This window comes from Macrococcus equi (assembly GCF_047426745.1).
GTDB lineage: Bacteria > Bacillota > Bacilli > Staphylococcales > Staphylococcaceae > Macrococcoides > Macrococcoides equi.
This window is the reverse complement of the sequence record NZ_CP179732.1, coordinates 1,932,605-1,957,678: the sequence shown is the minus strand read 5'-3', so window position 1 is coordinate 1,957,678 and position 25,074 is coordinate 1,932,605. Positions and strand designations below refer to the sequence as shown.

Below are 25,074 nucleotides of genomic sequence, written 5' to 3'. Positions count from 1 at the left end.
CATCACTCCTTAATTTTTAGTTTGAAATGCCACCTATTATGTTTGTCAATTTTTGTTAACAACAATTTACTGTTTTTAATTTTCATTATACCTATTTCATATATGAAACGATTATTTTGCTCATCTAACTTAACTTGTTGAGGCAAATCACCATATTTATTGATGATGCGTAAGGACTTTTTCTTTGATATAGGTAAGTCACCAATATTTACATCTTTAATATTTAAAGCAAGAACTCCTGGCGCTATTACTTCAGGTAGTGTCTTAATCTCTGTATTGATGTCAATGTTCATAAACTTAGATTTAGAATCAATTAGGATAAAATGATTTTTAAAATGAATATTCGTTTGCTTGTCTAATGTACCCATATAATTCTTTATAGTCTTTTCAGAAAGTATCATCTCATCATTAGTATTTAAAGTAGTAGATGAAGCTTTGACTGTTGAAGGTGGAGCAGACATTAAATTAAGGAATCCTACCAAGAAAACCAAGTTTAAAAATAATAGAAGAACAAATAGACATAGCCAGACTGGACTTCGTACTATTTTAATCATTGTAGCCAAAAAGAGAAAGTCCAATAGCACCTGGTCCGGTATGTGTAGAGACTATAGGCGTAGTAGTATTCAGAGATATCTTCTCATCTGTATAAGGTTCTACAGCTTTTTTTATCTTTTCCAGTAACTCTTCTGCATCTGCTTGTGATATGCCAATACGTAAATACTTATATTCCTCTGCCATTTGAGCTACTTCCTTAGTTAATAGTTTAACTATTGAATTTTGGGTACGAGCATTTTGAATCACACGAATTTCACCTTCTTCGACCTGAGCGACTGGTTTTAAATTCATTAATCCACCTATAAATCCTTTACCTCTTGAGATTCGCCCACCTTTCGTTAAATAATCCAGTTGACTAATAACGAGAAATAGCTTAGATTGTTTTTTCATTGTTTCAATCGCACTCACAATTTCCTGCATAGATTTATGTTTTATGATTAATTCAGCTACATTTTGAATAATAAAACCGTAAGATTGCGCAATAAAACCACTGTCTATAACAGTAACTTTACCGTCAACCATATTAGCAGCCGCTTGAGCACTTCCAACTGTTCCACTCAGTCGTTGTGTCATATGAAGACTTAATATCTCATAACCTTCTTCTATATACTTTTCATAAATCTCTGCAAACTTTCCAGTCGGCGGTTGACTCGTTTTAGGTATTTCATCGAGTGTTACTAATTTTTGAAGATATTCTTCAGAAGTAATTTCCTCCTGATCTAAATATGTCTTGCCATCCATGACAATATTTAAAGGTACCTGTACAATTCCATGATCTGTAAGGAATTGTTGGGGTAGGTCATGTGTAGAATCTACAATTAATTTTATTTTACTCATTTTATCCCTCTATATCATAAAATTTATTTACTTCAGCGATCTAAAACTCAGTTTAATCTACTGATTTCAATTCGTTTTCTATTAGTTCATGTATATATTCAGAAACTTCCTGCAAACTTTTCTCTTCAAAAATCTCAGGATGAACTGCAGGTAAAATTGTTACATCTACTGTACCGGGAACAATTTTTTTACTATCAAATTTCTCCATAATATTTGACGTACCTTTTACTGCAACCGGAACAATTGGCACACCGGCACTTTTTGCTAGCTTAAATGAACCTGCTTTAAAATCTGCCATACCTTTTCCTTTACTGCGAGTACCTTCAGGAAAAATCATAATACTATGTCCTGCTTTTAAAGAAGCGACACCATCTCTTATCATTTGAATTGATGAGCGGCGATCTGTTCTATCTAGATAGATACAATTGAGGACGTCCATCCATTTATGAAGAAAGGGAATTTTTTTTACTTCAATTTTCGAGACAAATCCAAAAGGTTTATTAATCGCATAGATTAATACAGGGATATCAAAATTCCCCTCATGATTTGATACAAATAATACGCCACCTGAAGGAAAATCCTCTTCTCCGTAAACGTTAACCTTTACACCAGCGGTATTTAATACTTTCTTTGCCCATTGTTTTGGATAGATTTGTGAGATAATATCTTTTTCAGCGACAGTATCATAATGTTCTAGAGAAGATTTAACTTTATTTAATCTTGGCGTAAGTATCGCAGCATAACCAATGATTGTACTAACAGTTCTTATTAATCTAATCATTTTTCTTCCTCACAAGATGCATAAAGTGATGAGGAATTAAATTTTTCTCATCCAGTGTGCCTTCTTCAATCGAATCTACAGTGAATTCTTCAAAAGTATACTCCGGAAAAAATGCGTCGCCAGGAAATTTTTCCTCGATCACTGTAACATACATATCATGAACGAGATTAATCGTTTGTTCGTATAGATTCTGACCGCCAAAAATAAATACATGGCCATCTAAAGATGCTATTTCTTCTAAGGTGTGGATAACATCCGCATCACCCGGTTTAAAATCAGTATCTCTGGTTAAAACAACATTTCTTCTGTTAGGTAATGCCTTACCCAATGATTCATATGTTTTTCTTCCCATAACAATTGTATTACCGGTAGTTAATTCCTTGACACGCTTTAAATCATTAGGCAAATGCCAAGGCATTTTATTTTCAAATCCAATAACTCTGTTTTGATCATGACATACTATTAGTGATAACATAACATTCTCCTTAAACTGCAATAGGTGCTTTAATAGCAGGATGTGCTTTATAATTTACAATTTCAAAATCTTCATATTCTAATTCAAATAATGATTTGTCTGAATTTATTTTTAATGATGGGGGTGCAAACGACTCACGAGATAACTGTTCATTAATAGCATCCACGTGGTTTGAGTAAATATGCGCATCTCCTAATGTGTGGATAAACTCTCCGACTTCAAGGCCACACTCACGAGCAATCAAATGCGTTAATAAACTGTAGCTTGCAATATTAAATGGTACACCTAAAAAGATATCTGCACTTCTTTGATACAATTGACAAGATAATTTATTGTCATGTACGTAAAATTGAAACATGGTATGACACGGAGGTAAAGCCATTGTATCAATTTCTCCCGGATTCCAGGCTGAAATGATATGTCGTCTACTCGTCGGATTTGTCTTAATGCTATGAATAACTTCTGACAATTGATCCGTTGAGCCATTTTTCGTCTCAAAATTTCTCCATTGCTTTCCGTATACATTACCTAAATCTCCGAATTTGGTAGCAAAATCATTATCCGTGAGAATTCTATGTTTAAAAATTTGTACTTGCTCCTGGTATTGTGCATTAAAAGCATCATCAACGAGTGCTCGATGACCAAAGTCAGTCATGTCAGGTCCATTGTATTCTTCGCTTTCAATCCACTTTAAAAACGCCCATTCATTCCAGATATTATTATTGTATTTTAGCAGATATTTAATATTTGTATCGCCTCGCATAAACCAAATGAGTTCTGTAGCAACAAGTTTGAACGATACTTTCTTAGTAGTAAGTAAAGGAAATCCTTTTGATAGGTCAAATCGCATTTGATGTCCAAATACAGATAATGTACCGGTATTTGTCCGATCATCTTTACTTTTACCCTTTTCCAGAACCGTTCTGCATAAGTTATGATAAGCCTGATCGAATGAATTCATCAAGTCACCTCTTTCTATTTTTTCTTATATACTTTATAATACATTTATATAACAATTAATTAAAGAATTAGATATTAGAGTTTTACATCTAGGGGTGAAATAAATGGGCGCAGATATGATGGTAGTTTCAGGTTTATTCTTATTATTATGCTACATGATTAGCATGTGTATCACTGAATAATAAAAAGGCTTCGGTTATTCCGAAGCCTTTTTATTATTCTTTACTATCTTATAACCATAATGCGTTTTAGACTGCTTACGAACATTCATCTTAAATCCGAAATCATTGATTAATCCTGATCTAAAGTGCGCACGTAATATCACCTTACCGCTAAAATTAGAGCAAATAAAATTTAATAACTTATAATCATTTGCTAAATGATGGTCGACAAATTTAACTAACGAAGCAATATTTGATTGCTTAACGGTTTCTTCGTACATTGGGTCAACGTAGATAACTTGAGCATTTTGCAAAATATCTATACGGTTTACCACATTGCCATAAACAAAATGAATTCTATCAGTATCCAGAAAATCTTTATTTATTTCAGCGTAGTAAAATATGATTCCCCATTTTATAGCAAAATGGATATAAAAATTCTCTTCGAAAGCATAAAACTTACACCCCGGCAATGACAATGCCATCAATATCAGATCATTTGCCATTCCCATGGTCGCATCAATAACAATTTTCACTTCAGAATCCTTATCAAACATTTCAATAAGCGGTGGAATATTTCCCTGATTGTTTAATGATTTATATTTTACACGAGTTGTATTTTCATGATAAAAAATCTTGTTGTCAGCAGCAGTATACAAAACAATACCATCGTGCTGAATGACTAACAAAGGGGACTCGTCTATATCAAACAATGAAGAAATTGATAATTTTTTTCTTTCAATCACTCTATAAACAACATTTTCGTATTGCTTGATATCATTTGTTATCTTTTCTAAATAATTTAATATTAATGCATCAGGTTTAACACATGTCGTTATACGAAGATTTAAATTAACAGTGGTCATCAAAATATTCTTTAATGTCCATACAAATTTCTTCGACAGGACGACCTTCAATGTGCTCTCTAGGGATAAAGCCAACTAAAGATTGACCTTTAAATAAAGCCATAGATGGGCTTGAAGGAACTTGTGCAATATACTCACGCATTTTTTCAGTAGCTTCTCTGTCCTGTCCGGCAAAAACTGTGACTAGATGATCAGGCTTGTTCTCATTTTGAGTAGCCACTGTAACAGCAGCTGGTCGTGCTAATCCTGCCGCACACCCACAAACCGAATTAATTACGACAAAAGTTGTCTCATCATTTTTAATATGATTAAAAAATTGTTCCACTGACTCTGTGGATTCCAATGATTCAAATCCATGATTCGTCAATTCACTTCTCATTCCATTTGCAATTGTTTTCATATATTCTTCATAAGCATTCATATTATTCTTCTCCTTTATTTCGATTAGCAATTTGTTTCCACACTGAACCTACAGCCGCTTCACCATTCTTAATTCGTTCATAAGCCATTTGAACTTGAAGCTTAACGTCAAAAGCAGGATCATCTAAATGTTTCTCTAAATACTTTAAACTTGTTGCGTCTCCTTCATCATAGATAAACATTGCCGCACGCCATCTTACAATAGGATGTTTATCGTCCAGAGCCTTGTGCATCACTGGTAAACTTTCTTTATATCCTAGATCACTGATAGTATCACCCGCCGTACGACGAACTGTTAGATTACTATCATCCATGGCTTTGTGTAATAATTCAAGCACTTGTTCATCTTCTATCATACCTAAAAAGACTACAGCAAGTCTTCTGATCTGAGGCTTCTCATCTTTTAACACTTCTTCAAAAAATGCCAGATCCGTTATACCTGGTTTAGGATAGTGGTCAATTAAACGATATCGTTTCTGCCAATTTTCCTCATTCTTGAATTCTTCTAAAGTAACTCTTTTCAATTGTTTTGAATTATCTTGATGTTGATTTGCTTTGCCACTAATAACTAATTCATCTAATAAACGCTTAGGGTATTGTGCATCAATCTCTTCTTGGACTGATTTAATAATGTCATCACTTTCGCCATATCTCACACCGTAATCAAGCCATTTTCTAAGTAAAATAACATTATCATCATCATTTTGAGCAGCAAGCATTGCATCAATGAATCGTACATCCAGTTGTTTACGTTGTTCACCTGATTTATCCGTGACTTTAATTTGATAAGGAATTCCTTTAAATACTAAAACTTCAACTTTCTTTTCTCCATTATCAATACTTTCTTCAGGAACAGAATTAATTTGCTCATCAAAAATTGCTTTAATTTTTGGTAAAACAACTTCCCATTCTACTTTTGGTGATTTATCTACAGAGATAAAGTCTAATGCATGAAAAACAGATTTAACCTCATCTATTTCAAGGATACTATTAATAAATTCAGGTTGTTCGGTATTAACAGCCTTATATGTCATACTTTTCGCATCTTCTTTTTTAAAATCTAATGTAATTTTTAAAGTATTGGGACTTGGGGTTGGTTCTATTTTTAAAATTTTCATGTTCTACTCCTTACTGCAATACATTGCCAAGCTGTTTAATTTCAATGCCAATTGAGCATTTTTTTATACAATAATGATGTGCATATGTTTTTCCGTGCTCTTTACGGTGATAACTTTTTAGCAAACATCCTTCACAATAATAATCTGTCAATGTATCGATTTGTTTAATCGTTAATTTTTGTTCCAGGTTCACGTCATTCACCTCAAAAGCTAGTATATCAAAAATAATTCAAAATTGATGCCTATTTGATTTTAATAAAAGCATTGCAAAATTACAATTATATACCTATAATAGATAAGTTGATTTTTGATAGAAAAGAGGATTTATATGACAAATGAATTATGGGCAGTTATCGCTTTTATTTTAACGTTTTTAGGTTTAGTTTTAATGTATAGATTTTTCGGAAAAGAAGGATTATTTGTCTGGGTTGCAATTGGCACAGTTATCGCAAATATTCAGGTGACAAAATCAGTAGAATTATTTGGTATAACTGCTACATTAGGTAATGTACTTTTTGCATCTATTTATCTAGCAACCGATATTTTAAATGATCGCTACGGTCGCACAGTTGCCAAAAAAGCAGTATGGCTAGGCTTTGCATCTGCGATTATCATGACCGTTCTAATGACCACGTCACTACAGTTTATCCCTGCAAAATCAGATATCGCTCAGGAGAGCATGAAAACCTTATTTGGTGTTGTACCAAGAATAGTACTCGGATCAATCATTGCATATATCATTGGTCAATATGTTGATGTGTATTTATTTAATCTCATTAAAAAATATTTTTCATCAGAAAAAACTTTCATAGTACGTGCGTATGGCAGTACAATATTCAGTTCAATTGTTGATACTGCATTATTTTCGCTGATTGCTTTTACCGGATTAATGCCAAGTAACGTTGTATTTGAAATTTTTGTTACAACATATATCTTTAAATTAGCATCGACAATTTTCAATATCCCATTTGGTTACTGGGCAAAAAGTTTTCATAAAGAGCATAATTAGTTTATAAGAGGTGTAAAAATGGCACAAATTTATATAGATGCTTCTACTAAACAATCTCCATTACACAGTGCGTGTGGTATCGTACTAAAATTTGATAATACACAAATTGAACATGGAGAATATCTTGGGCAAATTGATAATCATATTGCTGAGTGGCAAAGCTTAATCATCGGGATTAAACTTGCCATTCAGTTTAATTGTAAAACTTTGCTTATTAAAAGTGACTCGAAAATTGTAGTTGATTCAATCGATAAAGATTATGTCAAACAAACTGCGTATAAACCTTTTTTACAAGAGTACAAGCAATTAATGCAGAATTTTGAACTGATTCTCATTGATTGGATACCGAGACACCAGAACAAACATGCCGATACAATTGCAAGAAGAGCTTTGCAGCAGTACTTATAGTATTGCTTAAAGTTCTTTTTTTAATACTTCCTCAATCTTCAGCAATACCCCATCCTCTTCATTACTTAAACAGATATTTTTAGCTACGGCTTTTACACGGTCGTTTGCATTTGCCATAGCGTATGAATGCTTTGTCATCTTTAGCATTTCCAGGTCGTTATCACTATCTCCAAAAACATATAAATCTTTTTCAGTTAAACCAAATTTAGTGAGTAACTTTTTAATTCCAAAAGCCTTATTCGTATCTTTATGCATCACATCAATACAATGATATCCACTATCTACAGCAACACTATCATTGCAGCTTGAATTGATGCTTTGAATTAGATGAGATAAACTGTGTATTGACTGATTGACCTCTATCGTAATTTTATAAAATTGAGAAGGTCTAATACTATCTATAACTACTAAATGACTATAATAATGATGCATTCTATTTATAAATTTCTGTTCAGCTTGATTTAAAATAAATGATGTTTCACTAGAAGATATAACAAAAGAAAATATATCATTATGCTTTAATATTTTTATTATATTCATTACCTCTTCTTCATTTAGAAATGACTGATGAATTATTTCATCTTCTGAAACAATTACAGCTCCATTTGAAGCAATATAACTTATATCTTGATTATAAAAAAATGATTTCAAATAATCATAATTATTGCTGCTGGCAACAACAAAATGAAACTTATCACCATATTTCCTGTTCAATTTTTTAAACAGATTTACATTATAGTTGTTTTCATTATTTAAAAATGTCCCATCCATATCTACAGCAAAAACTTTCATTAACTCACCCTTATCCACGTGAAACATTTTATGTTACACGGTATTTCGTTGCTTTACCTTGTCCCGTTTTTTCAATCAACGCATCCTTTTGAAGTTGTACAAGTGCACGCTCAATCGTTTTTCTACTTATATCAGCAAGAATAATTTCTAATTCATTCCTTGAAATTGGTTCATAAGAACGATTTAGCACATTGAGTACTCTATAAAGCGGTGTAATCTTATCATCTAATATCAATTTAAAATTCAAATCTAAGGCTTCATAACTTTCAATTAACTTTTTAAAGTAAAAATCCATATAATTTAATTCATCATGAAAATCAAAACGATTGATATCCTTTTTTCTAAGTTTTTTTCTACCAGTACTCATCTCTATAAAGATAAGTTGGTCTATACTTTGATACTGTGTTACTAAAATATTTGATTTATATAGTAGTAAATGAAGCAGCAAACGCGAAAACAAAATTGTATTTTCATTAAAAATATTTGATTGATTAAAATGATACATAAAACAAAAAATTTCAAGTAAAACGTTAGAATCGTGCTTATGAATCATGTCATTATAACGACTGCATAGATCCATTAATAGACTCCGTTGATGTGACGTCATTTTTTCAATCATCTCAGTATCACCTAAAGTCATCTCTAAATACAGAGTACAAATAGTATCTATATTAATGTCTATAAAATCATAATCCTCAGTAATTAGAAGCATCGCATCTCTAAATCCACATATCTTTGCTTCCTGCTCATTTGAAAACGATCTTTTAAATTGTAAGATATGCATAAGCTTCGTATCGGCAATTGTAATACCCGATAATGCACAAGCATATTTAACGTTATGATATAATCCGGAAAATTTTAATTTTTCCAAAACTCTCGTATTATATTGTAAATATATTATTTGCTTTCCTTTAAATTCATGGATATCTGTCATTAATCTAATTAATTCATAATTTATCTCTTGCATCAAAACACCTCTTTATCCGTCATTTTATATTAAATGACCGTGAAAATAAAGTTTTATTTGAACATTTTAATTGCAAAAAATAGTTTGTATAAGAAGTTGAATATATAAACAAATTATTATATACTATTCTATTAAATTCATTTCAATCTGGAGGTTCTACATGCAATCTTTAACAATACAACAAGCCATCTTTGTCAGTAGTAAACTACGTGTCCAATTAAATAATGCAATAGAAAGATTCAGCACAGAGTTTCGTGTGCCAATCGCTTTGAATAATAAAAGTATTATAAATGAGGAAAAAAATTCATATGTACATGAAACAATTTCTCTCATCGAAAGTTTGAAAAGTGATATTTCTGCATTGAAAACCGCAATCCATCAAGCAAATTGTAACGCTCAAATTGAATTTAATGAAAAGTACTACTCTCCATCTCAATTACTTGAATCTTTGAAGTTAGAACGCAATATTATAAATGCATTGGAATCAAATATTTCCTTTGGATATGGCCAAGAACGAATAAAAGCAGTTGCCGGTGTTGGAATCGTTGAAGAAGGTATAATTGAAGAAAAGTATGTACTATCTTACATTGAACAGCTTGAAATAGCTGCAAATAAGAAATCCATGTTGATTGATTCATTTAATAATACTTACACCATTGATATTGAATTATTTAATAAGATTTAATACTGTCATATTAATATTGGTAGAAAGTCAATTATAGCATCGAACGGATTCATTTTTCGAGTTACTTAACATTTACGATTTACGTGAACGAATTTTATGAAACCAATTTTGATGATCTTTTACTTTCGATGGGTATTTACCAAAAACGATGAATAGTACGTTTTGCCTTTCAACTATTCAACAGAGGCTTAGACAAATTTGTCTAAGCCTCTGTGATTAATTATATTATTATCTAAGTGTTTTTAATTTACGAATAAAACTGCTAGCTACTTTTAATTCAAAGTTATCACAAATATTAATCATCTCATCGATATTTACTGAGTAAGGCATTTCTATAATGATTTCGTCTATCTGAAGAGGAACAGCTGTATGAATTTCTGCAAGTTGATGCGAAAGCTTCAGTGCATCAATATTGTTTTTTATCTTTGTTTGCTGGCCTTTTGGTAAATTATCAAGATTGTTTAATACACCTTGAATAGAGTTGTATTTCTGAATTAATTGAATTGCCGTCTTTTCACCTATGCCTTTAACGCCCGGATAACCATCAGCCGTATCTCCCATAAACGCTTTAACATCAATTAACTGTTTCGGTTCAATTTGATATTCTTCTTTAAAGCGTTCCTGCGTATATATATTATAAATATTAAAACCTTTTTTAATAAGCCATACTTCAATATGTTCATCTAATATTTGTAACAGGTCACGATCTCCACTGATTACCTTAATATTATAACTATTGTCCAAAGTATGTGCTAAAGTCCCGATGACATCATCAGCTTCAAAGTTCTGTATACCTATATTATGAAAACCTAGCTGCCTTGAAATTTCCTGAACCATATCAAACTGAGGAATTAGTTCATCCTGAGGAGCAGGACGATGCGCTTTGTAATTAGGATCAATTTCATTTCGAAAAGTTTGAGAACCCATATCCCAGCAAACTATCACATGATTTGCTTTAGTATCATGAATTGCACTAACTACATGTCTAACAAAACCCTGAACGCCGTTAGTAGGAACACCTTTAGTATTTCTCATATAATTCTTGTGTAAACTTGTTGCAAAGAAGTGACGAAATAACAAAGCCATTCCGTCTATAATTAATAGATTTTTCATTTTAGTCTCCTATTTCTATATTTTCAGGGTATTTTGAACTCCATTCAGAATAACTCCCAGCGTACAATCTCACATTTTCTCCCAATGATTTCAATGCGACATATAATGGTGTTGCACTTAAGCCAGATCCACAATAGACAATGCATTCTTTTCCTAATACCAATTTAAAAATATCTTTTAAATCTTGTTCATGTTTAGGTAACCCATGTTCATACATCTCACTAAACGGTATATTGATTGCTGTTGGAATATGACCAGCGACCTTATCAAGTGGCTCAATATTACCAATAAATCGCTCATGTGCACGTGCATCGATTAGAACTCTATTTATATCAGGCGTATTTACTAAAGCATTAATATCCTCACAAAATGCAATGATATCTTTATTGTAATCAATATTTAAATCTCTATTTTTCATTTTATTTATGTTTCTCTTAGCCATCTCATATGATTCGGTGGTGGATTCATAAAAAACTACAGTTGCATGATTTTTACCGACAAATGGATCCTTATCAGTTTTCTTAAACAGTTTTAAATCTTCATAGCCTTCCTGTATTAAGAAGCTGTCTAAATCTACTAAATGACACAGATAAACAAAACGAGTTCCAAAGAAGCTATTTCTGTTATCATATGCAATAATCTTTTTACCCTGCGAAATAGATATCACATAGTCTGCAAAATCATTCAAGTCAGGTAAAGGATGTCTACCACCAGAAATAGTGTTATTCCCTGATAAAAAAGAATGGATGTATTCAGCACTTTCGACTCGTTCATCTAAATAATTTTGGATACTTTGCTCAAGATTATCCATAAGACCTCTACAGTCAAATAATACTCCTTCACCAGACTGAACTAGTTCAAATGCTTCATTTTCAGCAATCCAAATCTTCATTTAATCACCTCTAATTTTTTTAGGGCCGCCGAAACTTCATTTTTAAGTTGAGGATCAATTTTTTGCGCTAATTTTTCATTTATTGTATATTCGATTGATTTTTGTTTTTTATCAATATGCTCAGTCATTTTATATGAATTGTCGTAGATTAATTGTGTAGTTTTTGATTTATAGCTTTCTATCATTTCATTGATTTGAATTAATGTCTGTGCATGAATATTATCATATAGCTCTGTTCTCAAAGTTGGGTTCATTAATTGTTTTTGTTTGATATTTGGCAATTTAAGTTGGTGGAGCGTATTAGTTATTTGACTTACACTGATATCATTTGCATCTAATAATTGATTCTTAAATTGAAGATCTTCATATATCTCATGTTGCTCTAAATCATTAGAAATGATACTCACTTGTTGATTAAATTGATTTTGAGTCTTTTTATTTAATCTTGGCATTATTAAATATAATTCTTCATTCAATTTATTTTGCACTGCATGCAGATAACTTTGATGCATCGTCTGAACATTTGAAGAAGTGTTGATTTCTGATTTTAATACGTCATATAACTGGATTTTCATTTTATCTTTTAAATATGTTGTTTGTTCATTTAAAATATCTATTAATGCATTTGTAACTATATCCGATAAATTATGATTAATCGGAAATGAAGACATCCATGTTTTATATTGTACATTTCTTAACTGGATGTGCTTTTCGTAAGTTTCAAAATTATCGACAATTGACTGAGCTTTATTTAGTAAAGCTTTAGCATGATGATTAATTTGTTTTATTTTTTGCTGTTTACTTGTTGTTTTTACGAAATACTCAATTGCAGCTACATATGTTGAAAAATTATCATCATATGAAATCAACGCGTCTCTACTTGATACAGGATATATTGGATCATCGATTCCTAAATCAAGCAATTCCTCTGATAAATAATTAATAACTGATTGTAGCTCCTGGTCATCTTTTGCTAAATCAACCGCATTGATTACAAAGAAATTTTGGCTGTCATCATTTATTACTTCTACTTCATTTAAGTACGAAAGAAATGCTTTGTCTTTTTCTGTATAAACATGATTATAGTATGAAACATAAATAAGCAGATCACTATCAGCTATAATTTCCGTAGTCTCTTTCGTATGGCGACTATTTGTACTTCCAGTTCCGGGTGAATCAATAATAATTTTATCTTTTAGAAACTCATTTTGAATTCCAAGTGTAATTTTTTGAACAAAAGCAGCATGTGTATCATTTGCGGTATACTGATCAATTTCTGAATCACTTACTTCAATCGTGACTTGATTTTTTAAATGCGCTTCATATTTTTCGTAATTAAGCATAATAGCTTCTGCAAAATTTCTATTTTGTGCATTTAGATCGCTCAATTTGCCTTTAAATTTTTTAATCCATTGAGGAATCGTGACTATTTCTAACGCAGATGAATACATCATATCATTTAGTGATTTCAGGATATCCTGTTCACTTTTGAACGTTACAAAATTTTTCGTTCCATACTGTATTTCAGTTATTGATGCAGTGGTTGGATTGGGTGAAGACACTAAAATTTCTTGCTTTAATAAAGCATTAATCATCGCACTCTTTCCTGCACTAAATGCGCCAAAAACTACTATTTTCGTTATATTATTATTTAGGCGTTGAATTTGATTGTGTATTTTAGCAATATCCGCTTCAAAATAATTAATATCAGATAAAGTATTTAAAATTTGAGTTGTATTATCAAGATTTTCATCTAGAGTTACATATTCTTTATAGATACGAACTTTTTCCTGTGAATGCATTGTATTTAAATCAAATTTTATATATTCACGATCAATTAATTTATCAATCGATTCATCAACATGGATATAATAATGCAGATAATTTTTTGTTAAAATTGATTTTATGAACGATTCGTTCACAAAGTAATTCTCAAATTTCACACTTTCTTCATTTAATTCATCATTTGTATTTAAATTAGACATATTTATATTTTTTATGAACTGCTCATGCCATGATTTTTGTTGATTGATAACCATGCGTTCAATTAAGTTTTTCAATTGGTCTGAGTATATCAACACATAATCATTAGTAATGGTTTCCTGTGGTTTAATCAAAGAAGTAATATCTTCTGATGATACTTCGAAGACAAGTGTTTTGATGGCGCTTGCATCAGTTAAGTATTTAGTAAACTTACTATAATACTCTTTTAACTGAAAAGTAATTTGTTTTTCAATGATGGCGTTCATTGAAAGTAACACTTCTCTAACTTTTTCTTCCTGGATTGATATTAGTTTTGCTTTTTTTCCGAATAATCCAGGAACTTTATAATTATTTGCGTACGTCTCAAGCATCTCTCTAATTTTTTCACGCATCTCAAACGGCATTAAATAAGCATTTTTTATAATATCTTTTACTGCATTTAATAGAAGCTCGGTATTATTTTCTGCAGTAAGTACAGATTGTTCTTCATTGATTGCAACGTTGTCGAGTGTTTTCTGATATGCTCCATCAATTTCTTCTGCTTCAAGATTAAGCTCTGATAGTAATTTTTCTTTTTGTTGTTGTAAATATGTTAATTGTGAAGATTCTATATATTGAATCATACGTTCAAAATATACTTCCTTATTAACCTTCGCAGTCGCAGCATAATTATTCATTAATAATGGAACCTGGTCAATTTCATTGTGCAATGCGTCAAAAATAGATGTGAATATCGTCCTCTCAAGCTTTAAATCCCAACGCTCTATATTGTCAGCTATCGTACTTTTAAAATCCTCAAAAGAGATTTCACTGTCCTGATGTTTATCGATTTGATTGATGACTAAAACAACAGGCACATTTAATTCATTTAATGCTTTTATCTGTTCAAAGTTTTTTTCAGAATTAACATGGTTGTATTCCACGGTGTAAAAAACGACATCACTTATCAACAAGAACTTCATTGTGCTAGCAGCATGATTTTTAAATGTAGCATCAATACCAGGTGTATCTTGTATAACAGTATTATTTTCGAAAATATGAGAGGGTCTATAGATTTCCACTGATTCAATTTCGTGATTTAAAGTATTAACTTTCTTAATATCTTCATAACGTTCCAAATCACTATATGTATGGTTATCAAGGTTAATACGGACATTCTCCTGATCGCTAATAATTATCTGCGCAGTATTACTTGTCGTTGGTACGGGTGAGCTCGGTAAGATATGTTCTCCAAAAATATGATTAATCAGTGATGATTTACCTGAGGAGAAATGACCGATAAAACTTATCACAACTTGATCCTGATGAATTTTTTTAATGATTTCATTAATCTGATTGACTAAAACTGTATTATCAGACTTCTCCACCTCTTTTTTTAACTGATATAAATTCTTTATTTTGTCCCTGTAATTCATAACATACCTCTTTTATTCATATTTATTTGTGAAATTTTTAACGTTTTGCAAAAAGTGTGATATATATCACATTAATATACTTTGTACTCTATTATTATAAAGAAAGAAAAGCTATTAAGAAAGGGTGTACATTATGGCAGAGGATAAAAATTTTAATCGTAATACTGATCCGATTAAAGCTAATGAGGAAGCGCATCACGATTTAGATTTAAGAGGTACCATGGCTTCCGTTTTATTCTTAGGTGCGGTGTTTGTGGTTACTTGGTTTGCTATATTTATTTTATTTTTAGAACGTATTTAGGAGGGGAAAATTTTGCATAAGTTTGAGAAAATCTGGCTGGCATTAGGAATGGGGTCACTTGTTTTATTTTTAAGTATTATTTTTGTTTCAGCTATTCATAATGGTCATGAGCCAATCGCTAGTGGACGTGAATTTATCGAGCCTGAGTTAATTGACAAAGATGAAGTCTTCAGTAAACCTGGTTTACATAAAGTTGAAGGTAAAGAGTGGGATTATGAATTAGTCTTTGTAGTATCTGCATTTAACTATAATCCTGGTGAAGTTGAAATTCCAAAAGGCGCTAAAGTGAAAATCATCGCAACAAGTCGTGATGTCGTTCACGGTTTTGAAATTGCACAAACTAACGTCAATATGATGATTGAACCAGGTCATATTTCTACTTTCGTTAAAACTTTTGATAAAAAAGGTGAATATTTATTATTATGTAACGAATATTGCGGTATGGGCCATGCTGACATGAAGTCAAACATTAAGGTGGTAGATAAGAAATGAATGAATTCAAATTAGATAATGGAACATTTGATGAACGTGCTACATTTAGAAATCATCATGCTACAGATATGGCAGAACGCGTCGTAATGGATAAAAAAGACGGAAAATTAATTATGGCACATATGTATGTTGCGATTGTGTGCTTAATTATTGGTGGACTGGCAGGTCTCCTACAAACATTAGTGCGTTCTGGTACGCTTAAATTACCAGCTGGTATTGGATACTATCAAATTCTTACTGTACATGGTATTATTTTAGCTTTAGTATTAACGACATTCTTTATTATGGGCTTTCAGACAGCTGCTGTAATTAGAACTTGCGGTAAATTATCACCTTTACAAAGAAAATTAGTCTGGTTAGGTTTCTGGGTAATGGTAATTGGTACTGCTATGGCAGCGACAATGGTATTACTTAATAAAGCGACAGTTTTATATACATTCTATGCACCATTGAAAGCACACGTTATTTTCTATATTGGTATGGCATTAGTCGTTGTTGGATCATGGATTTCAGCAGCCGGTCAAATCATGAGATATGCACAATGGAAAAAAGAACATAAAGGACTTAAATCTCCACTACTAGCATATATGGCAACAATCAATAACGTTATGTGGATTGTATGTTCTTTAGGTGTTGCTGCAACTGTTTTACTCCAAATGATCCCTTGGTCTTTAGGGTTAGTAGAACGTATTGATGTTTCACTTAGCCGTACTCTATTCTGGTATTTTGGACATGCGCTAGTGTACTTCTGGTTATTACCAGCATATATGTCTTGGTATGCAGTCGTTCCTAAAATTATTGGTGCGAAAGCATTTAGTGACAATTTAGCACGTATGAGTTTTATGTTATTCTTATTCTTCTCAATTCCAGTGGGTATACACCATCAATTAACTGAACCTGGTATTGATGTTACATGGAAATATGTTCAAGTTGTTTTAACATTTATGGTTGTTATACCTTCATTAATGACTGCATTTAGTTTATTTGCTACTTTCGAAGCATATGGACGTAGTGTTGGTGCTAAAGGCTTATTCGGATGGATTAAAACTTTACCTTGGAATGATGCACGTTTTGTTTTACCATTCATCGGAATGGCAGCATTTATTCCAGGTGGTGCTGGTGGTTTAGTTAATGCTTCAGCACAGATGGACCAAGTTGTTCATAATACAATCTGGATTACTGGGCACTTTCATTTAACAGTTGCAACAGCTGTAATTTTAACATTCTTCGGTACAATGTATTGGTTAATTCCACATGCTACTGGACGAGTTATGACTAAAGCGATTAACCGATTAGCAATTATCCAGGGTGTAATGTGGGCTATCGGTATGTCTATTATGTCAGGCGCAATGCATTATATCGGATTATTTGGAGCACCACGTCGTTCTACTTATTCTGAATATGGTGGTTCTAAAATTGCTGCCGAATGGATTCCTTATCAAGTTATCCAGGCAATTGGAGGTACAATTTTATTTATCTCAATTATCCTTGTTGTCATCGTATTTATTCAATTAGCATTCTTTGCACCTAAAGGCTATGAAGCTTTCCCTGTAGCTGAAGCAATGGATCAACAAGCTCCAGTTTATAAATTTGTTGAAAACTGGAAGTTCTTAATCATTGTTACTATCGCATTAATTTTAGTCGCATATACAGTTCCAATCGGACAAATGTTTATGGATCCACCTCCTGGTGCTAAAGGAATGGGTGAAGGTAAACTTTGGTAATAAAAAAACATCAAGCAGCTGCTTGATGTTTTTTTATTTATCTTGATTTATTTCTTCAATAATTGTTTTTAGCTTTCGATAACTCTCTTTCTTCAGATAAAAATCATGTGTATTATTAATTACCATAAGTTCATCAAACTGATATCGATCGTATAATTTTATGATTTCATCTTTAATGTACGCTTTAGTGCCTAAGATATATCTGCCTTTATTTTTTTGAATTAAATTCAGGTCAGCATCACTATAATCTAAATTTTTAACTTGCTCATAACTTGGAACAACAGTATCCCTTCCTTTTGAGACATTCAATAACCAATGATCCAGAATTGTTTGCTGCATTTTAACTTCTATCTCATCTCTCGCAACAATAATAAATGTACTAAAGATAACATAGGGTTTACTAAACTGCTGACTAGGTACAAAAGCCTCTCTATATACCTTAATTGAACTTTCTATATATTTATCACTTATAAAATTACCAAAAACAAAACCTATTCCTAATCTTGCTGCTCTCATCGCCCCATTATCTGTCAAACCTAGAGTCATTACTTTAGGATGATGAGTAATTCTGGGGCCAGCTTTAACTGTGCGATAAGGATGAGTGAGAGGTAAGGTATTATGCAAAAATCCTAAAAAATCTTCTATTAATCGATCATAGTCCCTTACTTTATTTTGTCCTCCATCTGTTAAGGCACTTCTAGTGATTTCACTTCCACCGGGAGAATTACCTAATCCTATGATCACCCGACCAGGAAACATGGCTTCTAACAGTTTCGCATTTTCAGCAATCTTATAAGGACTATACTGAGGCAGTAATATCCCTGCCGAGCCTACATGAATTTTACGCGTTACAGATAATAATCGAGTCATCAAAATTTCAGGAGCATGACTAATAAGGCCTGAAGTATTATGATGTTCCGCAACATAATATGCATCATAGCCTATATCTTCAGCATATTTAACTAAATCGATAGTATGTTGAATGGCATCGTTTGGAGATTCACCTCTAGAAACTGCCACTTGATCCAATATACTTAATTTCATACAGTCAACACCTTAAATGTCAGATAATCTTTATTTTTCGCCCCAATATTGATAGTATGTACATTCAATATAACCATTAAAAAGTTTTCTACGTTTAGTAGCTTTTTTACCAACTAAGACTTCAAAAGTCTTTAAACTCGTCAAAATATATAACGACCACTTTGGATTTTTTTCGATTAATTCACCTAGATAAGTATACATCGCTTCAACTTCTTTACGTTCACCAATACGTTCGCCGTAAGGTGGATTTCCAACAATGACCCCTTTTTCTGAAACTAAAGTTAAATCATGTACATTCATTTGCTTAAAGTCAATGATATCACCAAATCCAACTTCAATAGCATTGGTGCGTGCAATTTCAACCATTTTAGGATCTATATCACTTGCTGTAATCGAGATTTCTTTATCATAATCAGCAACTTCTTCAGCTTTTACACGTTCTTCATCGTACATGCCTTTAGGAATGATATCCCAGTCTTCACTGACGAAGTCACGATTAAAGCCAGGTGCAATATTTTGTGCAATCATTGCTGCTTCAATGGCTATTGTACCAGATCCACAAAACGGATCAATGAAAGGTGTATCCCCTTTCCAGTTTGATAATAATACTAATGCAGCGGCAAGCGTTTCTTTCATCGGTGCTTCACCTTGTGCTAAACGATAACCACGTTTGTGTAATCCTGGGCCCGAAGTGTCAATTGTAAGTAATACTTCATCTTTAAGAATAGCAACTTCAACTTTATAAAGAGCCCCATCTTCAGTTAGCCATCCTTGTTTTTTATGTGCTTTTTTTAATCTTTCTACGATTGCTTTTTTAACAATCGCCTGACAGTCAGGTACACTAAACAACTTTGACTTTAAGCTACGACCTTGTACTGGAAAACTGCCGTTTTCGCTAATAAAATTTTCCCATGGAATTTCCTTTGTCTGATCAAATAATTGTTCAAATGTTGTAGCATAAAAGCGCCCTACTACTAATTTAACTCTATCCGCACTTCTAAGCCATAAATTAGATTGAACGATTGCTCTGGCATCACCCTTATAAAGAACGCGTCCATTTTCAGTAGTAGTTTCATATCCCAACGCCTGAATTTCCTTTGCTGCGACTGCTTCCATCCCCATAGGTGTTGTTGCTAGTAATTGATACATAATTTCCTCCAAGTTTACATAATATAATTATAGTATTATGTAGTATTTATTAAATTTATTGTAACACGTTCATTCTGTTCTATGAAATGTTTTCACCAAATAAAAAAGCCCTCCAAAAATGGAGAGCTGCTAGAAAGATATCTCTATAAGCCATGTTCTGTTCCTTAGTACTGCGAGCGAGCCTAGTTACTCTCGTACGCCGGTGATAATCATCTGTCTGTAGATTGCTCTACCTTTTCTATACGTTCATTTCCGCTAGAAAAGTGCTCCTACCAAATTTGGATTGCTCACTCGAGGGGTTTACCGCGTTCCACCTTCTCTATTTCTAGAGAAGCTACGTCACTGTGGCACTTTCAAATTACTAAAACCATATCAATGACTTAGGTTTGTTCATTGCCGTCAAATTAATGCCCAGGCTTATTGTTTCACCTGGCACGATCACTACAGTCATCTCAGAGCTGTGTGAGCATGGACTTTCCTCTATACAATGTATAGCGATTATCCGAGATATCTTTATTCATTATTAGATTATAACACTTTTTATTACTAATAGTGAAGACTATTATTTACCGAATACTGCTTTTTCAAGGTTGGATATACGCTTTAATAAATCGTAATTGTTCGCAGGCTGTTGTTGTGCTTCACTTCTTCCAGTTGCGAGACGCATACGTAAATTTTCGATTTCACGTTTTAACTTCGTGTTTTCATCCGATAATTTTAACAATTGATTATTCATATCTGCCATTTTTTGATAATCTTCAATAATTTCATCAAGAAAACTATCAACGTCTTCTGGTTTAAAACCTCGAACCATCGTTCTTTCAAATTCTTTTTCATAAATATCTTTAGCAGATAATTTTAAGTTTAATTCTGACATAACTACACCTCTAATTTTCTTGTTCTCTCATATATTCACTTACAAACTCTGATAGGTCGAATAAACTTATACTATCCATAGTATAGTGATTTTTTTCCATAAAATCAATGAGCGTTCGCTTAAAATATTGCGGACTTGCTTCGAGTTCCTCATCGTAAAATAGAATTGTTCCTTCTGTATTGTCCAAAATAAATTGATTGGCCTGCTGGAACATATAGCTACCTTTGTAGGTATCCTGAAAAACGCTATTTAAGTAATCTGCACGTTGAGCTATCCTTTGGTAGTAAAGTTGATTTTCCTCATTCCACTTTTCTGTATGATTTGAAAATGGAGTAATGATACCAAGCTTTATATCATATTGTTTCTTAAGCCGAATGACTATTTCTCCTACCCACAACTCGGTTCCAAGATTCCCTTGAATAATCACCCATTCAAGACCTTCTTCTATATATGATTTTATTTTATCCTGCAAATATAGTTTAATAAATCGGACTTCAGGCTGATTGTTTTTAAATATGCCGATTTCATATGGTTTATATCCTGTAATATATACAGTTTTCATGAATCACCCTTCTATCTCATGATTAACCTTTCTATTAATATAATGTAAATCGTGGTTAACAGCTTTATATTTATCTAAAAATATTTTTTTACTTGTTTTTTCGAAAAAACATTCTACAGATAATTCTTTTATATATAATATAAGCAATGATAATTTCTTTTCATTCATTAAAGGAAGTGATAATATCTTTTCTTCAAATCTGGTAAATTCATTCAAATGACTATCAACTCTTTCAGTAAAGGGTTGCACATGTAATACAAAATTGAATGTCTGGCCTTTTTTTGAACGTTCATAGTAATTTGAAATTTCATTGATATCTAGAATTAAACTTTGAATACAATTTTGTAACATTTAAGTACTCCTTTCATACTTATGATAAACTCATTGTATACGAAATAATAACACACCACAATTAGGATGAATCTTATGGTTAATTATCCAAACGGAAAGAAAACTAAGTCTTTAGACTTAGTTACAAAAGGCCAGAAAAATAGTAAAATTGAATACGGAAAACGTGGCATGAAATTTGAAGATGAAATTGATATCAGCAATCGTTATTATCTCAAAAATGATATTGCGATCATACATAAAAAACCGACACCCGTTCAAATTGTTAAAGTTGATTATCCAAAACGTTCACAAGCCGTAATCAAAGAAGCATATTTTAGACGTGCATCCACAACTGATTATAATGGTATTTTCAAAGGTAAATATATTGATTTTGAAGCTAAAGCCACTCAAAATAAAACCAGCTTTCCTTTAAATAACATCCATGAACATCAGGTCAATCATATGCAGCAAATTTTTAGGCATGGGGGTATCGTATTTGTATTGATTTGCTTTTCCAGTCACGAAGAAGTATATTTATTACCGTTCAGGCAATTTTTTATTTATTGGCAACGCTACCTGACGAATGAGAAGAAATCTATTCAATTAAAAGAAATTAAGAAAGATGGTATATTGATACCATATACTTATCAACCACGAATAGACTATTTAAAAGCTGTCCAGGAATACTTTAATGTATAAGTTAAATGAGAGTGAGGATTAACGAATGGCCAAAACAAAAAGAAATTTAAAACGTACGATATTACAGGTTCTAGGTATATTATTTGCCATCGGAACATTTTTTATCGTCGCAGGAATGTTATTGTTTTTATATTATGCATATAATGCTCCTAAATTTAATGAATCAGCATTAAGAGACCAGTTACCGACAAAGATTTACGACAAGGATGATAATCTTGTGACCGTCTTATATATGGGACAAAAACGAGAAAGTGTTAAATTTGCAGATATTCCTGATAATATACGCAATGCTGTATTAGCGACTGAGGATAACCGCTTCTATGAACATGGCGCATTAGACTTTAAAAGATTAACTGGAGCAGTATTTAAAAACTTTACAGGAGGATTTGGTTCACAAGGTGCTTCTACTTTAACACAACAAGTTGTTAAACGTTCATTTTTAACTGATCAGAAATCAATTGAACGTAAAGCACAAGAAGCTTATCTATCATATCGTCTGGAACAAGAATATGACAAAAATCAAATTTTTGAAATGTATCTTAATAAAATTTATTATTCTGATGGAATTTACGGTGTCAAAACAGCTGCAAGATATTATTTCAATAAGGATTTAAATCAATTATCACTTGCTGAATCTGCATATCTAGCCGGCTTGCCTCAAGTTCCAAACCTTTATAATATTTATGATCATCCAGAGGCTGCGGAAAAACGTAAAGATACTGTCTTATATTTAATGAACCGTCATAAACGAATTTCTAAAGCAGAAATGGAACAAGCGCAAGCAGAAGATTTATCGAAAAACCTTGTACAAAGAACCCCTGCACAAAGACAAAATATTGAAGAAAATGATCCAAAATATGCTTCATACGTTAATGTTATAAAACAGGAATTAAAAACGAATAAAGAGTTTGAAGGTAAATCATTAAGCGATGTATTAACAAGTGGTTTAAAAATTTACACGAACATGGATAATAACGCACAAATTTCTCTACAAAATAACGTTGATAATTTGAATATCTATAAAAATAAATATCAGCAAGCTGCATCTACAATTGTAGACACACAAACAGGTGCATTAGTAGCTATTAGTGGTGGACGTAATTATAAAGATGTTATTGATCGTAACTTAGCAACAGATGCTCACCCTGTTGGTTCTACAATTAAACCTTTTATTAGTTACGGACCAATTGTTGAAAATGAAAAATGGGCAACTAACCATAAAATTCAGGATGAATCTGAATATGATATTAATGGTATTAAATTTAAAAACTATGATACTCAAAATCATGGTATCCTGACAATGAGAGATGCAATACGACGTAGTTTAAATATTCCGGCTCTTAAAATTTATCAGGAAGTTAAAAATAAGGCTGGAAATGATGCTTCGTATAATTTCGCTAAAAATGTTGGATTAGAATATCCATCAAAAGATATCGGTCCATCAGAAGCATTAGGTGGTTCTTCATCTGAATTCTCACCTACTCAAATGGCTAGTGCCTTTTCTGCATTCGGTAATGGTGGGACTTATAATAAGGCTCATGCTATCCGAAAAGTTGTTACTCAAGATGATGAAACGATTAAATTTGATACTGTTTCTGAAAAAGCAATGGAAGATTATACTGCTTATATCGTAACTGATATGCTAAAGGGCTCATTTGAACCTTTAGGTACAGCGTATGGGTCTAGTATTCCAGGATTAACTTTAGCTGCAAAAACTGGTACAGGAACTTACGGTAATGAAACTTATGAGAAATATAATCTGCCGGATAATGCAGCGAAAGATGTATGGATTGTAGGATATTCACCTCGTTATACGATGTCAGTGTGGATGGGCTTCACTAAACTTGCTGAAGGTGGCGCTAATTCTTTTGTAGGATCCGAAGAGCAAGCTTTACCTAAATCTTTATTTAAACAGGTTATGAGTGAAATCAACCCAATTGATGGAAAAGATTTTGATATGCCTGACTCAGTTGAAAAAGTTGGAAATAATGTGAAAGTTAAAGGTCAACCTGATGACAATAGTATTTTAACAGGAAATGGTACTAGTACACCTGGTAAATCTACTACTACCTTTCCTACTGGATCATTAGATGAGCAAACAGATGCAGCACGTGAAGATAATAAACGTGCTGCTGATGCAGCTCGTAAAGCCCTTGAAGAAGCTCAGCAGGCCGAACAAGACGCTAAAAATCAATTTAATGATAGTTCTTCAAGTAATGAAAAAAAAACAACGAATAAAAAGAAAGTTGTAACTACAGAAAGTCCTGAAGCTGCAACAACACCTAAAACTACAGAACCTGGTACAACCCAATCAGCGAATGATAAAGCTGCCGCTGATCTTAAGGCTGCTAGTGACAGAGCTGCTGCTGACCTTAAAGCTGCAAGTGACAGAGCTGCTGCTGATCTTAAAGCTGCAAATGAACGGGCAGCACAAAGTTTAGGACAATAAAAAGAAGCGT

General features: G+C 32.4%; 27 protein-coding genes and 1 other RNA gene. 8 read left to right on the top strand and 20 right to left on the bottom strand.

Going from position 1 to position 25,074, the window contains the following annotated elements; genetic code table 11:
* Nucleotides 1-2: 2 nt before the first annotated feature.
* The 9 genes from ACMGE6_RS10350 to ACMGE6_RS10310 form a co-directional block, all read right to left on the bottom strand.
* Nucleotides 3-554 carry a DUF2140 family protein gene (locus ACMGE6_RS10350; RefSeq protein WP_414054855.1) on the bottom strand — a complete coding sequence of 184 codons (552 nt, stop codon included), beginning with the start codon at nt 552-554 and terminating at the stop codon, nt 3-5.
* Nucleotides 547-1,392: a DegV family protein gene (locus tag ACMGE6_RS10345; protein WP_414053711.1), complete on the bottom strand. Its 846-nt coding sequence runs from the start codon at nt 1,390-1,392 to the stop codon at nt 547-549. Before ACMGE6_RS10345 ends, ACMGE6_RS10350 begins: the two co-directional genes overlap by 8 nt.
* Nucleotides 1,393-1,444: 52 nt before the next feature.
* Nucleotides 1,445-2,173, bottom strand: coding sequence for a lysophospholipid acyltransferase family protein (locus ACMGE6_RS10340; RefSeq protein WP_414053710.1), 729 nt, complete (start codon nt 2,171-2,173; stop codon nt 1,445-1,447).
* Entirely contained in the window at nt 2,166-2,648 is a 483-nt protein-coding gene (locus ACMGE6_RS10335) for a dihydrofolate reductase (protein WP_414053709.1), read from the bottom strand. Before ACMGE6_RS10335 ends, ACMGE6_RS10340 begins: the two co-directional genes overlap by 8 nt.
* Nucleotides 2,649-2,658: 10 nt before the next feature.
* A complete protein-coding gene (locus ACMGE6_RS10330; RefSeq protein WP_414053708.1) occupies nt 2,659-3,612 on the bottom strand; it encodes a thymidylate synthase in 954 nt (317 codons plus the stop codon).
* A 192-nt stretch (nt 3,613-3,804) separates the two neighbouring features.
* Complete coding sequence (locus ACMGE6_RS10325) at nt 3,805-4,635, bottom strand: class I SAM-dependent methyltransferase (protein WP_414053707.1); 831 nt, start codon at nt 4,633-4,635, stop codon at nt 3,805-3,807.
* Nucleotides 4,622-5,056 (bottom strand): BrxA/BrxB family bacilliredoxin, encoded by a 435-nt coding sequence (locus ACMGE6_RS10320; RefSeq protein WP_414053706.1) that lies wholly within the window; start codon nt 5,054-5,056, stop codon nt 4,622-4,624. The genes ACMGE6_RS10325 and ACMGE6_RS10320 overlap by 14 nt, the downstream gene beginning before the upstream one ends.
* 1 nt (nt 5,057) lies before the next feature.
* Nucleotides 5,058-6,173 carry a conserved virulence factor C family protein gene (locus ACMGE6_RS10315; RefSeq protein ID WP_414053705.1) on the bottom strand — a complete coding sequence of 372 codons (1,116 nt, stop codon included), beginning with the start codon at nt 6,171-6,173 and terminating at the stop codon, nt 5,058-5,060.
* A 10-nt stretch (nt 6,174-6,183) separates the two neighbouring features.
* On the bottom strand, nt 6,184-6,366 hold the full coding sequence (locus tag ACMGE6_RS10310; protein ID WP_414046415.1) for a zinc-finger domain-containing protein: 183 nt from the start codon (nt 6,364-6,366) through the stop codon (nt 6,184-6,186).
* Between the two features lie 135 nt (nt 6,367-6,501).
* On the opposite strand from ACMGE6_RS10310, the gene ACMGE6_RS10305 reads away from it, so the two are divergent.
* Nucleotides 6,502-7,182, top strand: coding sequence for a queuosine precursor transporter (locus ACMGE6_RS10305; RefSeq protein ID WP_414048150.1), 681 nt, complete (start codon nt 6,502-6,504; stop codon nt 7,180-7,182).
* A gap of 18 nt (nt 7,183-7,200) precedes the next feature.
* Nucleotides 7,201-7,590, top strand: coding sequence for a ribonuclease HI family protein (locus ACMGE6_RS10300; RefSeq protein WP_414053704.1), 390 nt, complete (start codon nt 7,201-7,203; stop codon nt 7,588-7,590).
* A gap of 6 nt (nt 7,591-7,596) precedes the next feature.
* Here the strand turns inward: ACMGE6_RS10300 and ACMGE6_RS10295 are convergent, their stop codons facing one another.
* Entirely contained in the window at nt 7,597-8,409 is an 813-nt protein-coding gene (locus tag ACMGE6_RS10295) for a Cof-type HAD-IIB family hydrolase (protein ID WP_414053703.1), read from the bottom strand.
* A gap of 1 nt (nt 8,410) precedes the next feature.
* The gene (locus ACMGE6_RS10290) at nt 8,411-9,349 is read right to left on the bottom strand and encodes a hypothetical protein (RefSeq protein WP_414053702.1); all 939 of its coding nucleotides are present in this window, start codon (nt 9,347-9,349) and stop codon (nt 8,411-8,413) included.
* Between the two features lie 160 nt (nt 9,350-9,509).
* On the opposite strand from ACMGE6_RS10290, the gene ACMGE6_RS10285 reads away from it, so the two are divergent.
* On the top strand, nt 9,510-10,034 hold the full coding sequence (locus ACMGE6_RS10285; protein WP_414053701.1) for a hypothetical protein: 525 nt from the start codon (nt 9,510-9,512) through the stop codon (nt 10,032-10,034).
* 228 nt (nt 10,035-10,262) lie between these two features.
* On the opposite strand, the gene ACMGE6_RS10280 is transcribed toward ACMGE6_RS10285, so the two are convergent.
* The 3 genes from ACMGE6_RS10280 to ACMGE6_RS10270 are packed head-to-tail and all read right to left on the bottom strand — an operon-like array spanning nt 10,263 to nt 15,437.
* Nucleotides 10,263-11,147 carry a 5'-3' exonuclease gene (locus ACMGE6_RS10280; protein WP_414053700.1) on the bottom strand — a complete coding sequence of 295 codons (885 nt, stop codon included), beginning with the start codon at nt 11,145-11,147 and terminating at the stop codon, nt 10,263-10,265.
* Between the two features lies 1 nt (nt 11,148).
* Nucleotides 11,149-12,039 (bottom strand): sulfurtransferase, encoded by an 891-nt coding sequence (locus ACMGE6_RS10275; RefSeq protein WP_414053699.1) that lies wholly within the window; start codon nt 12,037-12,039, stop codon nt 11,149-11,151.
* Entirely contained in the window at nt 12,036-15,437 is a 3,402-nt protein-coding gene (locus ACMGE6_RS10270) for a dynamin family protein (RefSeq protein WP_414053698.1), read from the bottom strand. The genes ACMGE6_RS10275 and ACMGE6_RS10270 overlap by 4 nt, the downstream gene beginning before the upstream one ends.
* Nucleotides 15,438-15,570: 133 nt before the next feature.
* On the opposite strand from ACMGE6_RS10270, the gene ACMGE6_RS10265 reads away from it, so the two are divergent.
* From ACMGE6_RS10265 to ACMGE6_RS10255, 3 genes are all read left to right on the top strand, one after another.
* A complete protein-coding gene (locus ACMGE6_RS10265; protein ID WP_414046405.1) occupies nt 15,571-15,738 on the top strand; it encodes a cytochrome c oxidase subunit 2A in 168 nt (55 codons plus the stop codon).
* 12 nt (nt 15,739-15,750) lie between these two features.
* Nucleotides 15,751-16,230, top strand: coding sequence for a cytochrome c oxidase subunit II (locus ACMGE6_RS10260; RefSeq protein WP_414048158.1), 480 nt, complete (start codon nt 15,751-15,753; stop codon nt 16,228-16,230).
* A 68-nt stretch (nt 16,231-16,298) separates the two neighbouring features.
* Nucleotides 16,299-17,954 (top strand): b(o/a)3-type cytochrome-c oxidase subunit 1, encoded by a 1,656-nt coding sequence (locus ACMGE6_RS10255; protein WP_414054854.1) that lies wholly within the window; start codon nt 16,299-16,301, stop codon nt 17,952-17,954.
* A 33-nt stretch (nt 17,955-17,987) separates the two neighbouring features.
* Here ACMGE6_RS10255 and ACMGE6_RS10250 read toward each other — a convergent pair whose 3' ends face one another.
* From ACMGE6_RS10250 to ACMGE6_RS10225, 6 genes are all read right to left on the bottom strand, one after another.
* The gene (locus tag ACMGE6_RS10250) at nt 17,988-18,998 is read right to left on the bottom strand and encodes an MsnO8 family LLM class oxidoreductase (RefSeq protein ID WP_414053697.1); all 1,011 of its coding nucleotides are present in this window, start codon (nt 18,996-18,998) and stop codon (nt 17,988-17,990) included.
* Nucleotides 18,999-19,028: 30 nt separating this feature from the next.
* Entirely contained in the window at nt 19,029-20,147 is a 1,119-nt protein-coding gene (locus ACMGE6_RS10245) for a THUMP domain-containing class I SAM-dependent RNA methyltransferase (RefSeq protein WP_414053696.1), read from the bottom strand.
* 141 nt (nt 20,148-20,288) lie between these two features.
* An RNA gene (gene rnpB, locus ACMGE6_RS10240) (RNase P RNA component class B) lies at nt 20,289-20,657 on the bottom strand.
* Nucleotides 20,658-20,709: 52 nt separating this feature from the next.
* Nucleotides 20,710-21,024 (bottom strand): cell division regulator GpsB, encoded by a 315-nt coding sequence (gene gpsB, locus ACMGE6_RS10235; protein ID WP_414046401.1) that lies wholly within the window; start codon nt 21,022-21,024, stop codon nt 20,710-20,712.
* 10 nt (nt 21,025-21,034) lie between these two features.
* Complete coding sequence (locus ACMGE6_RS10230; RefSeq protein WP_414053695.1) at nt 21,035-21,586, bottom strand: SLOG family protein; 552 nt, start codon at nt 21,584-21,586, stop codon at nt 21,035-21,037.
* A gap of 3 nt (nt 21,587-21,589) precedes the next feature.
* On the bottom strand, nt 21,590-21,937 hold the full coding sequence (locus tag ACMGE6_RS10225; protein ID WP_414053694.1) for a DUF1798 family protein: 348 nt from the start codon (nt 21,935-21,937) through the stop codon (nt 21,590-21,592).
* Between the two features lie 75 nt (nt 21,938-22,012).
* Here ACMGE6_RS10225 and recU point away from each other — a divergent pair, with 75 nt between their 5' ends.
* Nucleotides 22,013-22,615, top strand: a complete 603-nt coding sequence (recU, locus tag ACMGE6_RS10220; RefSeq protein WP_414046398.1) for a Holliday junction resolvase RecU — start codon at nt 22,013-22,015, stop codon at nt 22,613-22,615.
* A 25-nt stretch (nt 22,616-22,640) separates the two neighbouring features.
* Nucleotides 22,641-25,064, top strand: coding sequence for a transglycosylase domain-containing protein (locus ACMGE6_RS10215; protein WP_414053693.1), 2,424 nt, complete (start codon nt 22,641-22,643; stop codon nt 25,062-25,064).
* Nucleotides 25,065-25,074: the final 10 nt, after the last annotated feature.